At 57.0% G+C, this 14,256-nt stretch carries 17 protein-coding genes; 8 read left to right on the top strand and 9 right to left on the bottom strand.

All coding sequences use genetic code 11. The features are described 5' to 3' along the window. A partial coding sequence (locus DHN60_RS05870) for a GTP-binding protein (protein ID WP_234423542.1) occupies nt 1-282 on the bottom strand: 282 nt, incomplete at its 3' end. 203 nt (nt 283-485) lie between these two features. Beyond that, nucleotides 486-1,070: a hypothetical protein gene (locus DHN60_RS05875; RefSeq protein WP_108836367.1), complete on the bottom strand. Its 585-nt coding sequence runs from the start codon at nt 1,068-1,070 to the stop codon at nt 486-488. A 197-nt stretch (nt 1,071-1,267) separates the two neighbouring features. Here DHN60_RS05875 and DHN60_RS22240 point away from each other — a divergent pair, with 197 nt between their 5' ends. Next, nucleotides 1,268-1,417: a hypothetical protein gene (locus tag DHN60_RS22240; RefSeq protein ID WP_159089129.1), complete on the top strand. Its 150-nt coding sequence runs from the start codon at nt 1,268-1,270 to the stop codon at nt 1,415-1,417. Here the strand turns inward: DHN60_RS22240 and DHN60_RS05880 are convergent. The 3 genes from DHN60_RS05880 to DHN60_RS05890 form a co-directional block, all read right to left on the bottom strand. Next, nucleotides 1,414-2,553: a M48 family metallopeptidase gene (locus DHN60_RS05880; protein WP_108836368.1), complete on the bottom strand. Its 1,140-nt coding sequence runs from the start codon at nt 2,551-2,553 to the stop codon at nt 1,414-1,416. The genes DHN60_RS22240 and DHN60_RS05880 overlap by 4 nt on opposite strands. Continuing rightward, on the bottom strand, nt 2,553-3,746 hold the full coding sequence (locus DHN60_RS05885; RefSeq protein ID WP_108836369.1) for a DUF898 family protein: 1,194 nt from the start codon (nt 3,744-3,746) through the stop codon (nt 2,553-2,555). Before DHN60_RS05885 ends, DHN60_RS05880 begins: the two co-directional genes overlap by 1 nt. Nucleotides 3,747-3,813: 67 nt before the next feature. After that, complete coding sequence (locus DHN60_RS05890) at nt 3,814-6,108, bottom strand: DNA topoisomerase IV subunit A (protein ID WP_108836370.1); 2,295 nt, start codon at nt 6,106-6,108, stop codon at nt 3,814-3,816. A 242-nt stretch (nt 6,109-6,350) separates the two neighbouring features. Here DHN60_RS05890 and DHN60_RS05895 point away from each other — a divergent pair, with 242 nt between their 5' ends. The 4 genes from DHN60_RS05895 to DHN60_RS05910 all read left to right on the top strand — a co-directional run bounded on the left by DHN60_RS05895 (nt 6,351) and on the right by DHN60_RS05910 (nt 8,780). Next, nucleotides 6,351-7,010, top strand: a complete 660-nt coding sequence (locus DHN60_RS05895; protein WP_108836371.1) for an SH3 domain-containing protein — start codon at nt 6,351-6,353, stop codon at nt 7,008-7,010. A gap of 73 nt (nt 7,011-7,083) precedes the next feature. Then, a complete protein-coding gene (locus DHN60_RS05900; protein WP_108836712.1) occupies nt 7,084-7,914 on the top strand; it encodes an SDR family NAD(P)-dependent oxidoreductase in 831 nt (276 codons plus the stop codon). Nucleotides 7,915-7,991: 77 nt separating this feature from the next. Next, on the top strand, nt 7,992-8,201 hold the full coding sequence (locus DHN60_RS05905; RefSeq protein ID WP_108836372.1) for a twin transmembrane helix small protein: 210 nt from the start codon (nt 7,992-7,994) through the stop codon (nt 8,199-8,201). Nucleotides 8,202-8,204: 3 nt separating this feature from the next. After that, nucleotides 8,205-8,780 (top strand): cob(I)yrinic acid a,c-diamide adenosyltransferase, encoded by a 576-nt coding sequence (locus DHN60_RS05910; protein ID WP_108836373.1) that lies wholly within the window; start codon nt 8,205-8,207, stop codon nt 8,778-8,780. A gap of 58 nt (nt 8,781-8,838) precedes the next feature. Here DHN60_RS05910 and DHN60_RS05915 read toward each other — a convergent pair whose 3' ends face one another. After that, nucleotides 8,839-9,204: a VOC family protein gene (locus DHN60_RS05915; protein ID WP_108836374.1), complete on the bottom strand. Its 366-nt coding sequence runs from the start codon at nt 9,202-9,204 to the stop codon at nt 8,839-8,841. 184 nt (nt 9,205-9,388) lie between these two features. On the opposite strand from DHN60_RS05915, the gene DHN60_RS05920 reads away from it, so the two are divergent. Together DHN60_RS05920 and DHN60_RS05925 are read left to right on the top strand one after the other, a co-directional pair. Continuing rightward, entirely contained in the window at nt 9,389-10,147 is a 759-nt protein-coding gene (locus tag DHN60_RS05920) for an electron transfer flavoprotein subunit beta/FixA family protein (protein WP_108836375.1), read from the top strand. Continuing rightward, nucleotides 10,147-11,073 (top strand): electron transfer flavoprotein subunit alpha/FixB family protein, encoded by a 927-nt coding sequence (locus tag DHN60_RS05925; protein WP_108836376.1) that lies wholly within the window; start codon nt 10,147-10,149, stop codon nt 11,071-11,073. Before DHN60_RS05920 ends, DHN60_RS05925 begins: the two co-directional genes overlap by 1 nt. 58 nt (nt 11,074-11,131) lie before the next feature. Here the strand turns inward: DHN60_RS05925 and DHN60_RS05930 are convergent, their stop codons facing one another. Continuing rightward, on the bottom strand, nt 11,132-11,953 hold the full coding sequence (locus DHN60_RS05930; RefSeq protein ID WP_108836377.1) for a DUF6473 family protein: 822 nt from the start codon (nt 11,951-11,953) through the stop codon (nt 11,132-11,134). A 171-nt stretch (nt 11,954-12,124) separates the two neighbouring features. On the opposite strand from DHN60_RS05930, the gene DHN60_RS05935 reads away from it, so the two are divergent. After that, entirely contained in the window at nt 12,125-13,000 is an 876-nt protein-coding gene (locus DHN60_RS05935; protein WP_108836378.1) for a 3-hydroxybutyryl-CoA dehydrogenase, read from the top strand. 62 nt (nt 13,001-13,062) lie between these two features. Here the strand turns inward: DHN60_RS05935 and DHN60_RS05940 are convergent, their stop codons facing one another. Together DHN60_RS05940 and DHN60_RS05945 are read right to left on the bottom strand one after the other, a co-directional pair. Then, nucleotides 13,063-13,920 carry a lysophospholipid acyltransferase family protein gene (locus DHN60_RS05940; RefSeq protein ID WP_108836713.1) on the bottom strand — a complete coding sequence of 286 codons (858 nt, stop codon included), beginning with the start codon at nt 13,918-13,920 and terminating at the stop codon, nt 13,063-13,065. Nucleotides 13,921-13,986: 66 nt separating this feature from the next. Next, nucleotides 13,987-14,256, bottom strand: a complete 270-nt coding sequence (locus tag DHN60_RS05945) for an HPr family phosphocarrier protein (RefSeq protein ID WP_108836379.1) — start codon at nt 14,254-14,256, stop codon at nt 13,987-13,989.

The following is a 14,256-nucleotide window of genomic DNA, read 5'->3' on the forward strand; positions in this document are numbered from 1 at the left end:
CATTTGGGCAGCACCGGTGATCATGTTTTTGACGTAGTCGGCGTGGCCGGGGCAGTCAACGTGGGCGTAGTGACGGGCTTCGGTCTCGTATTCCACGTGCGCGGTCGAGATCGTGATGCCACGGGCCTTCTCTTCGGGCGCGCCGTCGATCTGGTCATAGGCCTGAAAATCGCCAAAATACTTCGTGATCGCCGCCGTCAGCGTCGTCTTGCCGTGGTCAACGTGACCAATCGTGCCAATGTTAACGTGCGGTTTGGTACGTTCAAACTTTGCCTTTGCCATCTTTCAAGACGCCCTTCTTTGATCAGTGTGGGACAGAGTGCCCAATTTGGTATCGCGGGCGATGTATTGTGCACGCAACAGAAAATCAAGCGGATGCTGCACCCAATCCGCCAATGACTTGCGGGGCACAATGCGCAAAGAACTGTTGATCAAGCATGGGGACTTGCGGCGGGCGGTCCAAATGGGCGCGCGCGACGAAGAGACTAGCTGGGTTCTACCAAAACCGTCTCGCCAGAAATCGCGACAGGATCAGGCTCGAACCATCCCTGTTCTTGATGCTGACGCACAAGATAGCGTTCGACCGCCTTAGCAGCATTTTGGCTCAGCTCGACCAACTGTTCTTCGGCGCTCATGGTATATCCAGTTCCAACGATCGCACCTGTGCCGAAGGTCTCGAGCACGGTAATCTGCTCGGGCTTGTCATTCAATTTCTTGCCTGCGGCATCGTCATACACTGTCACGTTAATGATCAGAGCGGATTTTGGTGCCAGCACCAGTGGGACACCGGGTGGTGCCAGCGCGTAACCTTCGACAGAAATCCCAAAGTGGTAGCGGCTTGGGCCATTGTAGCGCCCAAAGCGTTCGGCGATTGCCGTGCGCACGGTTTCCGTCAGTTGCGCCTCGGTTGCATCGCGGCTGACAGGGCTCTTTTGTGCCTTGGATGCGATGACGATGTTGTGCACAAGTCGGAAGTCGCCCAATGGCACAGGCGCTTCATCCAGATCACCACTGGCGCTACATGCCGCCAGAATCACCATCATCAAAACGCCCAGAACTGCTCGCACCATGCCAGTTTTCTCCCAGTTTCACTGCTCGCATGTCGATAGCGCAGGTGCGACGTGGGCGCAATTGCCCAACCCCGTTACCCTCATATATGTGACCTGGCTGCCAAGAAGAACGTGATGCCAGACTCTGCCCAGCTTGCCCGCCTGCCCGTCAGGGTGCCGCTTGTGAAAGAAGTCTGGGGCATCTGGTAAGCCTGCCGATGGCGCGCTGCAACGTGCTGGGAATCTTCCCCGCCACAATGCTCAGCCGGTTCAAGGTTCGCCCTGTGCCCGGGCGCGATCCGGGGCCTACAATGATCCTGACATTGCGCCCCGCGGGCGGCCTGTGGCTGATGACCGAAGCTGTCTAGTTTCCCGCAGGTTTGCAGATGTTTTGCAGCGCAGCCCACTCTTTGTCATCCAAGATGGGCGTGGTGCGTCCTTGGGTCTTGGCGAACGTACGGGCCGCCTCCGCCCGGTCGGTCGTTTCGGGGTGGCTCGACAAATACTCGGGCAGGTCAGGCAGGGTGCGTTCAAGCCCATCGAGACTGTCAAAGAAGGTGGCCAGCGCTTCTGCATCCGCACCCGCTGCCTCCATCATATTGAGGGCGAAAACATCCGCCGCTGCCTCTGCCTCGCGGGTGTAGGACGCGTTGAGCGTATATTCGGCAGCCACAACGACAGCAGAACCGCCAGCAAAGTCACCAAGCACGAGCGCAAGTAGCCCTGCCGAACCTGCTGCGCGCAGTGCATTGCGTGTGGTATCGCGCGCTTCTACGTGGCCGATTTCGTGGGCAAGCACGGCTGCGATCTCATCTGGGGTTTCAGCGCGATCAAGCAGCCCGCGCATGATTACAATCTGCCCACCGGGGGCCGCAAAGGCGTTGACCATCTTGTGATTGAACACACCGATGTTGAGGTCATAGCGCAGATCGCCCGCCTCAGTCAGTCGCGCCGTCATCTTGTCCAGTGCCGCGCGCCCATCCGGATTGGTGCATGCAAGTCCGCCCACCTCTTTACCGCCCAAGAACCGTTCCATCTGGTTCACGACGGTTTTGCCGTACGCAACTTCGCGTTCAATCGGGATCAGAGTTGCCAGCGTATTGGCCATAGCCGGGAGAATAACGAAGATCATCAGACCAATGGCAGCTGCCGCCACACCGACGCGCGTGGCCACTTTGCGCCCCGTCCCTTGCGCCACGTCGCGCCGTTTCAAATCCGGGCAAAGGCGGGTCAGGATGCTGATCATATCCGCATCTTCCACCGTCAGACGCGCGGTGCGGATCAGCCCACTGTCCAGTGCCGCATCCGCACGCAGTTTCAAAACCACCTGATCGGTGCGCGCGTGATCAGCCAACGCCCGGATCGCATCCAGCGGCCAGTATTGCGAACCTAAGGGCAATTCGGGATGTGTGAGGCGCAGGGTTTCTGCGGCCGTATCGACGGCCAGATCAACATCCAACCGCTGTCCGCTTTCGCCATCAAAGAACCTCCCCACCGCCTGCATCAGATGGCACCACCGACATCAAGCGCATCCGCGAACCCTTCAGCATCCGCACCTGCGTCCGCCGCGCGTTGTTGAATGGTGTTGAGGTGGTCGGCGTTGTAGACATGAAGGTGGTTGACCGCATGTTCGATGATCGGCTGTGTGATCATCACGAGGCTCAGCCCTCCCGCGATAAGAAAGGCCGCCATGTAAAGCGCCGCGATGAAGACCAGCAGGGGTATGTTCCCGGCCAGCAGCGCTTGGTTCATGGTGACAGAAACCCCGCCAATCACGCCAAAGACGACACCCATCAAAACAGAAATGATGATTGACCCAATGATGAATATGCGCAGGACCTGACCGGTTTCCATGCGCGCGTCAAAGGTCACCTCGCCGTCCAGCACCTTGTGGCGTGTCAGATAATTGAAGGCGTAGACCCGATAGTAGGCAAGGCCGATGAGCAGCCAGATGATGCCAACAAAGATCGCAATTCCGCCAATGATCGCTCCGCCTACTCCCGAGGCCGCAGCCATAATCGCCAACAGGAAAAAGCTGACGACGATAATTCCCAGACCGATAAACACATGCTTCATACCCGCATACAGGTCCTGCCAGCGCCCGGTCTGAACAAACTGACCATCGCCGTACCAACTGCGGTCCGCCATGTACTTTTCCAGTTTGAAGGTCGCCAGCGGGTTCAACAGGCCAAGGGTCATTACGTTCAGCACGTAATACCCCAGTGCACGCAACGCATAACCCCAAGCGCCGTTTTCCATGCCAAATCGGATACCGCGCCAGCGCGAGCGCGCCATCTTGTAGCGCCGTGCTCGGTATTGGGCGAACAGCATTAACGGCAAGACGGCCAGCAAGGTAATGTAGATCGCTCCGATCTGAGCCAGTTCCTGACCTTGGCTTTGCGGGTCCACAAACAGGTTCAGACCAAAGTAGAACAGCGCCATCTGCACGACTCCCAGATAGACCGCCAAAATGACAATCGCGACCAGAAAGCCCAGAAACTTTTCAAGCCCTGTACCCGTGTATTCAAAGCTGTCCCCATCGCCCGAAGCCGCCGACCAGATGTATTTGCGAATGCGTGTTTTGGCCCAGAAGCGGTAAATACCAACGGTCACGAGCGTCAAAAAGGATGTCAGAATATAGAGGCGAAACAGGGCTCCACGCGCGCCAAAGTAGCGACCTTGAATTTGTGAACTCATTAGTTTTGATCTCTTTAGCAGTGACTCTTTTCAGTAATCACGACCATGTGGCCGTTTCGCGGCGAAATCAGTTAAACTTATTGTCTCGTGGAAATCCTCGTGGGGCCATTCGGCCCGCACCTGCACGTTTTCCATGCCATTCACTCAATTCGGTTTCCGTGCGCGTTCTGCCTGCAGGATCACTCCAACTCAGGCCCTCTTCACGGTTGAAGGTCGTGGCATCGCTTAGCCCGCCATCTTTGTACTTTTGCAACCGAACGCCCTTACCCCGGGCCATTTCAGGCAGTTCATCAAGACCAAAGACCAGAACTTTGCGGTTTTGGCCCACAACGGCAACGCTGTCTCCGCTTATGGGCGTGCACACGGCAACAGCCACGTCACCGCGCACGTTCAGCACTTGTTTCCCGCTGCGAGTTTGGGCGATCACCTCATCCTCGGGCACGACAAATCCATCCCCAGCCGTCGAGGCGATCAACAACTTGCGCTCGGGCACATGGATCATGATCGAATGAATTTGCGCTTCATTCGGAAGATCGACCATCAGCCGCAGCGGTTCACCCATGCCGCGCCCACCCGGCAGGTTTGACGCCGACAACGTGTAGAACCGTCCGTTTGAACCGACGACAACCAAGCGATCCGTGGTTTCAGCATGGAAAATAAACCGGGGGCCATCACCGTCCTTGAACTTCAATTCACGGGTCAGATCGATGTGCCCCGTCATCGCACGAATCCAACCCATCTGGCTGCAGACAACGGTGATGGGTTCGCGATCAATCATCGCCTCAAGGGGCACGTCCTCGACTGTACCCGCCTCGGCAAAGGTGGTGCGGCGTGCACCGCCATCCCAGTCCTTGCCGAACTGCTTTTTGGTGGCCTTGAGCTGGTCAGAAATGGCGTCCCACTGCAGGCTTTCGCTTTCTAGCAGGTCTTCCAATCCCGCACGCTCTTCCATCAATGCGGACTGCTCGCGCAGCAACTCGACCTCTTCCAGCCGGCGCAAAGACCGCAAGCGCATGTTCAGAATGGCCTCGGCCTGCACGTCGCTCAGTTCGCCGTCACCGGGCACGGGTGGGACGTAGGCGGCCTCGTTCATCGCGCGCGGGTGATCTTTGCCCCAGTCTTCGCGCATCAGTGCGGCCTTGGGATCATCATCAAAGCGGATGATGTCAATCACACGGTCGAGGTTCAGGAAGGCGACGATCAACCCTTCGAGCACCTCAAGGCGGTGGTCGATCTTTTCCATCCGGTGCTGGCTGCGCCGGATCAGCACTTCGCGGCGGAAATCAAGGAAGGCGCGCAGCACCTCCTTCATCGAACAGACTTTGGGCGTCACACCGTCGATCAAGACGTTGAGGTTCAGCGAAAACCGCACCTCAAGGTCTGAATTGCGGTAGAGCATACCCATCAACACCTCTGGATCCACGTTCTTGGAACGCGGTTCGAGGATCAGGCGAATGTCATCCGCAGATTCGTCGCGCACATCGCCGAGGATCGGGATTTTCTTTGTCTGGATCAGCTCGGCCAGCTTTTCGATCAGCTTGGACTTTTGGACCTGATAGGGAATTTCAGTGACGACAATTTGCCACTGTCCACGGCCCAAGTCCTCAACCTCATAGCGGCAACGCAGGCGGAACCCGCCCTTGCCCGTACGATAGGCCTGCGCGATCTGATCGGCAGGTTCGACAATGATGCCCCCAGTCGGGAAATCCGGGCCGGGCACGTAGTTCAGCAACGTGTCATCGCGCGCGTCCGGCGTTTTGATCAAATGCAGGCAGGCGTCACACAACTCAGCAATGTTATGAGGAGGAATGTTGGTCGCCATGCCCACGGCAATCCCGCTGGAACCGTTGGCAAGCAAATTTGGGAACTGCGCGGGCAACACGACAGGTTCCGTCAGCGTGCCGTCGTAATTGTCCCGGAAATCAACAGCATTCTCGGTCAACCCATCCAGCAGCGCCTCAGCCACAGCCGTCATACGCGCTTCTGTATAGCGCGATGCAGCCGGGTTATCGCCATCGATGTTACCGAAGTTTCCTTGCCCATCAACCAGCGGGTAACGGACGTTGAAATCCTGTGCCAACCGGGCCATCGCATCATAGATCGCCGCGTCCCCATGGGGGTGATAGTTGCCCATCACATCGCCGGAAATCTTCGCCGATTTGCGAAACCCGCCGTTCGAGGACAGGCGCAGTTCCCGCATAGCGTACAAAATGCGCCGGTGAACGGGTTTCAGCCCGTCGCGCGCATCGGGCAGCGCACGGTGCATGATCGTGGACAGCGCATAGGTCAGATATCGCTCGCCCAAGGCACGGCGAAGCGGTTCGGATAGGTCCATATTGGGGGCGTCGGCCTGATCTGACATATATGCTGTGTAGCGGGCGGTTGATAATCCGACAAGCTGTCAGCCCGCCCTTTTCGGAAAAATCAAAGACCTTTGCGCGGCGCACACGTTGCTTTGTCACAACAGCCGTCCTTGGGGGGAAACTCTTTGTCATTTAACCCGTGATAGGAATCGCTGCGCCTGTTACAAACACATCGCGTCATGCGAATTCTGCTGGCATGAGGCGCTACGATGAATAAGTACAATTTGGGGGGACGCACAGAATGTGGCGTTTCATTTTGATCAGTTTCGCGTTTCTTGGCTTTGTCTTTTACGAGATGAGCGGGGGCGGTGAGTTCGATTCAGAAGAACTGCGACGGTCCCGCGTGGAAACCCCACCTGTTGTAGAAACCTCAAATCCCGAGACAAGCCAGACCGCGCAAGCGCCCCTTCAGGACCCCGAAGACGTGACCCGCGTGTCGCTGAGCCTGACGTCAGTAAACGATGTGCTGCGTCCAACAAATCTGCGCACGCAACGAGCCAAAGTGATCGCCAATGCCAACGAGGTCGAACAGACTGACCAAGTCCTGAGCGAAGCTGCACCCGCCGTGATCCTGCCCAGCCTGATCATGGACCAATCGGCCGTTACAACCGTCACCTTTGGCCAAGATGCGAATGATCAGCAGATAGTAGCAGTTTCTGCGCCTGCCGCATCCGCTGCCCCTGCCGCACAAGAGGCAAGCGCATTTGACGTCCGGTCTGTCACCGGAGACAGCGTGAATGTACGCGGTGGACCCGGCACTGACTTTTCGGTGGTCACGCGGATGGTACGCGGCGACAAAGTCGAAATTCTGCAAGACCCCGGACAAGGGTGGGTACAACTGCGCCTCGTTGGCGGTGGACCCGTGGGCTGGATGGCGGACTTTTTGCTGAGCGACGGCTAAGACACCCCCCGCCCCGTTGATTTTTCGTAGATGACCTGACACTGACTGCGCCTCAGCTTTGGCGGAGGCGCGCATGGCGCAAAAATCAATTCTCATCACCGGATGCTCGTCAGGCATTGGCTATGCATCAGCCATCGGGCTTCGGGACGCGGGCTGGCGGGTGTTCGCCTCTTGCCGCAAGCCGGAAGACTGTGTGCGGTTACAATCTGAGGGGTTTGACAGCCCACTGATCGACTATGCCGACCCAGCCAGCATCAAAGCAGGCCTTGCCGAAGTCCTTGAGGCAACCAGTGGCACATTGGATGCTCTGTTCAACAACGGCGCTTATGGAATTCCCGGCGCTGTCGAAGATTTGCCGACAGAAGCCCTACGCGCGAATTTCGAGGCCAACTTTTTTGGTTGGCACGAGCTCACACGTGCTGTGATTCCGGTGATGCGCGCCCAAGGCTATGGCCGGATCGTGCAAAACTCCTCTGTTCTGGGTCTTGTGACCTTGCGCTGGCGAGGGTCATATAACAGCACCAAATTCGCCCTCGAGGCGCTGACAGATACGCTTCGTCTCGAAATGCGGGACACACCAATCCATGTCATTCTGATCGAACCAGGTCCGGTCACGAGCAAAATTCGCGCCAACTCCATTCCGCACTTTGAACGCTGGATCAATTGGGAGGCGTCGCCCCGCGCCGAGCAATACCGGCGCGGACTGCGCAAACGTTTGTACGAAGACAATGGCCCAGACACGTTCGAACTGCCACCCGAAGCGGTTGTCAAAAAGCTGCGTCACGCCATTGAATCTCCGCGCCCACGGCCACGTTACTTTGTGACCACCCCTACGTACTTCATGTCGTTTCTACGCCGAATTCTCCCGACAAGGGCTCTAGATTGGGTCCTCTCTCGGGTTTGAAGACAGGACGTCTTCGCTTTTTGCAAATGGGCCGCTAAGTGATGCGGTAACTGGAAAACACAAAGAACGGACCGGACATGTCACAGGATCCTTTTCTCATTTTGATCGTACTGGCCTGTTTGGCTGTTGTGGTCGTGCTGATGCTGGGCCTTGGTGGTTTTGCCAAAGGGTCCGGATGGGCACAAAAGAACTCAAACAAGCTGATGCAGTATCGCATCGCAGCACAGTTCGTCGCGGTTCTGCTGATCGTGGCCTATGTGTATTTTCGTCAATCCGGAGGGCAATAGGGCATGGTTGTACTGAACAAAATCTACACAAAAACCGGAGACGCAGGCGAAACGGCGCTTGGAAACGGTGCCCGTGTGGCGAAACACGCCATGCGGGTCACAGCCTACGGCACGTCAGACGAGTTGAACTGCTTTGTTGGTGTGGCCCGGCTTGAAGCATCGGGGGATGTGGATACAGCCCTGAGCCGCATCCAGAACGATTTGTTCGACCTTGGCGCCGATCTGTGCCGCCCTGACATGGAAAAAGATGCAGAGGCAGAATACCCGCCATTGCGGATGGCCGATTCTCAGGTTGACCGGCTCGAGTCCGAGATTGATGCCATGAACGACGCCCTTGAACCCTTGCGCAGCTTTATCCTGCCGGGTGGGTCGGCCCTGTCAGCGCATCTGCACGTGTGTCGTACCGTCGCACGGCGCGCCGAGCGGCTGAGCGTGGAACTGGCCACAATGGAAGCGGTGAACCCGGCGGCCGTCAAATACCTCAACCGCCTCAGCGACTGGTTCTTTGTGGCCGCGCGCATCGCCAACAACGGCGGCAAGGATGATGTATTGTGGGTTCCGGGGGCGAACCGCACATAGTGCGGGCTAGCCTCTCAGAAGGGCTAAGCGCCGGGGTGCTACGGGCTACTACTGCCCTTCAACCGTTTGCAGGTTCCCACAACTCAATTGGTGTGCCTTCTGGATCCTCCAGATGTGCGAACTTACCGACCCCCGGCATCTCTTCCACCAACCGGACATCGATCCCGGCCGCTTCGAGTTGCGCCATCATCGCCGCCAGATCGCGGACTCGGAAATTCAGCATGAATGCCTTGTTGGCGCTGAAATAGGTGGTGTCGGCAGCAAACGGGGCAAACACTGTCGCCCCACCCTCAGCCATCCAAGGTGTCTGGTCAGCGGCAGTGGGCACAAGATCAATGCCCAGCGTGTCACGATACCATTGTGCCAACACCTCCGGCTGCTTGGACCGAAAGAAAAAGCCGCCAAAACCTGTCACCTGTTCCATGTCTCCACTCCTTTGACACACCATACCATGTTTCCTATTCGCGCGCAGTGATGACAAAACGCGGCGTCTATTTGCTATGACGCGACGATTTTGACCTGTTTCCGTAACGACGCTTTAGGTAAACGGACCAAGACCAGCTAACTCGCTCTGTGAAAGACGAGTCGTATTTAAGAGAGGAACGCTCATGAAGGTGCTTGTGCCCGTCAAACGCGTGATCGACTACAACGTGAAAGTGCGCGTCAAAGCGGACGGATCGGGTGTTGATCTCGCCAATGTGAAAATGTCGATGAACCCCTTCGACGAGATTGCCGTTGAACAGGCCATCCGGTTGAAAGAAGCCGGCCAGGCCGAAGAGATCATTGCGGTCTCTGTTGGTGTCAAGCAAGCGCAGGAAACACTGCGTACTGCACTTGCCATGGGCGCGGACCGTGCGATCCTCGTCATCGCAGCGGATGACGTTCACACCGACATCGAGCCTTTGACCGTTGCCAAGGTCCTTAAGGGTGTGATCGACGAAGAGCAGCCGGGCCTCGTGCTCTGCGGCAAGCAAGCGATCGACAACGACATGAACGCGACCGGCCAGATGCTGGCAGCACTCATGGGTTGGAGTCAGGCGACTTTTGCCTCCGAAGTAGAGATTGCCGCCGACAAGGCGAAAGTGACACGCGAAGTGGATGGCGGTTTGCAAACCATCGAGGTGAGCATGCCCACGGTCATCACCGTTGACCTGCGCCTGAACGAGCCGCGTTATGCGTCGCTGCCCAATATCATGAAAGCCAAGAAAAAGCCGCTGGATGAAAAGACAGCTGCCGATTACGGCGTTGATGCAGCCCCCCGCCTTACAATCGTGAAAACCACTGAGCCCGAGGCGCGCGCCGCAGGGATCAAGGTGGGTTCGGTCGACGAGCTCGTCGAGAAACTCAAAGAAGCGGGAGCAGTGTAATGGCAGTCCTACTACTTGCAGAGATCAATGACGGCGAACTGGCGATGGACGCCACGGCCAAAGCGGTCACGGCTGCAACGTCGCTTGGTGACGTTGTGGTGCTGGCGGCGGGTGCGACCTGTGCCGCTGCCGCTGCCGAAGCAGCGACCATTGCGGGCGTGTCCAAAGTGCTGTGCGCAGAGGATGCAGTCTACGGCAAGCGCCTTGCTGAGCCAGTGGCTGATCTGATCGTGTCGCTGGCAGGCGACTATGACCATGTCGTCGCCCCGGCCACGACTGACGCCAAGAATGTTATGCCTCGCGTTGCAGCCCTGCTCGACGCTATGGTCATCTCAGATGCAACGGCCGTGATCGACGCCAACACGTTCGAACGACCAATCTATGCGGGCAATGCGATCCAAACAGTACAATCCGGAGATGGAAAGAAGGTCATCACCTTCCGCACATCCACATTTGATGCCGCAGAAACCGGTGGATCGGCTTCTGTCGAAAACATCGCTGCTGCCGCTGATCCGGCACTGTCGTCTTGGGTTGGAGACAAAGTCGCAGCAAGCGATCGTCCCGAACTGACGTCAGCCGGTGTGGTTGTGTCCGGTGGGCGCGGCGTTGGCTCCGAAGACGACTTTGCTCTGATCGAGAAACTGGCAGACAAGCTTGGCGCTGCTGTCGGTGCATCCCGTGCGGCGGTCGACTCTGGTTATGCGCCAAACGATTGGCAAGTGGGTCAAACCGGCAAGGTTGTGGCACCTGATCTATATGTTGCCGTTGGCATTTCCGGTGCGATCCAGCACCTTGCCGGCATGAAAGACAGCAAGATCATCGTCGCAATCAACAAGGACGAAGAAGCCCCGATTTTCCAGGTGGCGGACTATGGTCTGGTTGCGGACTTGTTTTCGGCAGTCCCAGAGATGATCGAAAAGCTGTAATCACAGCCAAATCACCAGAAAAAGGCTCGCAGCAAAACTGCTGCGGGCCTTTTGCATTCTACAGAACTGATTGCAGAGTCGGCTTGAGCGCCATTGCAATTTCGCTGTGCACCGAGGGGCCAAGCATTTTGGAGGCCGCGGGCACATCCATCTCTGACAATACCATTTCATTGATGCTCATCGCCATGGCCTCTTGCGAGGCGACGACTTCGACGTAATGCGTCGCGAGCGACGCCACCTCTTCCAGCATTGCGCGGTTCACAAAGGCAGGTTCCGCGTCAAGGTTACAATCGGCGTCTTCCGGCGACATATCGCTCGCCCAGAGAAGAATGGACTTACCCTGTATCTGACTGAGAACCAGTCGCATGCGGGCAACCCATGCAGAGCGGAGTTCGTCCAGCACGGTTTCGAACCGCTCTGGCGAGATCGTAATCAACCGCTGCAACATATGATTGGTAAAGTTGAACTCTGCGAAATCCACGTCGCGGTAAATCGCGCGCAACAAGGCCGAGGCATCCACGAAACGGTCATTGCGACGGGGATGGACGCGGTAAAACCGATTGGACATGTTGCGCGGGCTGGTAATCTGAATGACAGTGGCCGCCGCCTTGGTTGTGACGTCTCGCAGAAACGGGTCGGTGGCAAAGACATCGACCCCACCGTTCAAACTGCCAAAGTTTACGCAGGTAGTTCCCAACTCTGCCTCCAGCACATCTGGAAACGGCGTCTGTATGAACTTGCCATAGGTTGTTGTCCCGCCAAAGAACGCGACAAACGGATCGCTCAATGACCGGCGCGGCCCTCGGAACAGAATCTTTGAATGACCGTAACGACACGGCAGATAATCGAGCCCTCCCGGACTCAACGCTTGATAACTCATGAAACCCACTCTCAAAAATTTACCCGTTTGCAGGTTCGCACACCGGGCTTGCCAATTCCCTAATGGAATATGACGAAATTTAAGTATGCTAAGATTTCCTTGCCAACTGCCCCGGCCTTGCCCCGAGCCACCGCCTGCCACTATGGTACCGCGTTGAACAGAGAGGCAGTCATGGACATAAAAACCGTTGGAATCGTAGGCGCTGGTCAGATGGGCAATGGAATTGCGCACGTCATGTCGCTTTCTGGGTATGACGTGATGCTGAATGACGTGTCCAAAGACGCTGTTCAGGCGGGATTGGCCGTGATTGACCGAAATCTCGAACGGCAAGTGAGCCGGGAAAAGATCACCGCCGACGAAAAAGCGATGGCGATGGCAAGAATATCACCTGTGCTGGCGCTGCCTGATTTGGGTCAGTGCGATTTGGTGATCGAGGCGGCAACTGAACGGGAAACAGTCAAACAGGCTATCTTTGAAGATCTCGTTCCACATCTGAAACCAAACACCATTCTCACTTCAAACACATCGTCCATATCGATCACACGACTGGCAAGCCGAACAGACCGGCCCGAGAAGTTCATGGGATTTCACTTCATGAACCCTGTGCCTGTAATGAAACTGGTCGAGTTGATCCGGGGTATCGCCACTGACGCCGAAACTTTTGAGGCCTGCAAAGCCGTTGTCGACAAGCTTGGCAAGACAGCGGCCACGGCCGAAGATTTTCCAGCGTTTATCGTGAACCGCATCCTTATGCCCATGATAAACGAAGCGGTTTATACCCTCTATGAAGGGGTCGGGTCCGTGTCGTCCATCGACTCGTCCTTGAAACTGGGTGCGAACCACCCGATGGGTCCTCTGGAACTGGCCGATTTCATCGGGTTGGACACGTGCCTTGCGATTATGAACGTCCTGCACGACGGGCTGGCAGATACGAAATACCGCCCCTGCCCCCTTTTGACGAAATATGTTGAGGCCGGGTGGTTGGGACGCAAAACGCAGCGCGGGTTCTACGATTATAGGGGTGAAGTTCCCGTCCCGACCCGCTAGGCGCGTTTACTGTGCCGGAAAACGGCTGGGAAATTCGACATTTCCCGGCCGCGCGGTCAACCTTAGTCTTTCAATGCAAGTGTATGGGCGCGCAACCAAGCCATGAAACCGCGCGGGTCGTCTTTCCACTTTTCCACGTCTTCTTGCGGCAAGGGATGTCCGACAACTGGGCCCTGCGGCTTGTTGCAGGCATGGACAATTTCATGCAACAGCAAGCCCTGGCGCAACATCGGCGAGACCTGATTGGCAATCTGATAAGCCCGGCTGTTCTGCCCAACGAATTTCATCGGCACCACAGTGGCACCCGACCGACGGATCAACTGCGCCGTGAACACGGCCCATTCGCCTTCAACCGCATCGCCCCACCAAGTCTCTGACGCAGCCACACCGCCAGACGGGAACAGCGCCACAACGCCGCCCTCCTTCAGATGCGCCATTGCCTTGGCGCGCATTTCCACACCCTTGCGCTGTGCGTCTTCGTCATGGGGAAATGGCACCGGGATCATGTAACTACCCGCAACCTCATCAATCGCTGTCAGCAAAGAGCGTGTCAGGATTCGGTAGTCTGGACGTACCCGGCCGATCAGGTCAGCAAAAATCATACCGTCGACCATCCCGTGGGGATGATTTGCCACAACGATCACGGGGCCCGTTTTGGGAATACGGTCCAACTGCTCGCGCGGGGTCGTCAACTCAATCCCCATCACGTCTAACGCGGCGCGCCAGAACGCCTGACCAGTAGGAGCGCCCTTCTTCTCGAATTTCCGGATGAGGCGCAGGATGGTCAGCTTGCCGGTAAAAGCCTCCATCACGCGAATAAAGCTGGCTTTCCAGGGGTCTTCAAAGGTTGAGGCGTAGGACAGGCTCCTTCGGTCATACTTAGCAAAGCTGACCTTTTCAGGTTCTGAACCTCCGATCATATTTTGCGTGCTGTCGACCAAGGGTTTGCCACCTCTTTTGACCTGCCAATCCATGGCGGACCGGCCTTAGGCCTCTTCCCCAAACTTGTCCGCCACGAGGGCAGCGAGCGCCTCGGCCAGAGCATCAGCATCCGGACCTGAGGTTTCAACGTCAATAAAACTTCCAATCGGCGCTGCCAACATCAAAAGGCCCATAATACTGTCCCCTGATGCAGACATGCCATCTTTGCTGACCGTCGCGCGCGCATCAAACGCCTCGACCACCTCAACCAGTTTCGCAGAGGCCCGGGCATGCAAGCCCTTGATATTCACTATTTCCAGCTTGGCTTGGGTCAT

This window comes from Tateyamaria sp. Alg231-49, from assembly GCF_900143535.1.
Classification (GTDB): domain Bacteria; phylum Pseudomonadota; class Alphaproteobacteria; order Rhodobacterales; family Rhodobacteraceae; genus Tateyamaria.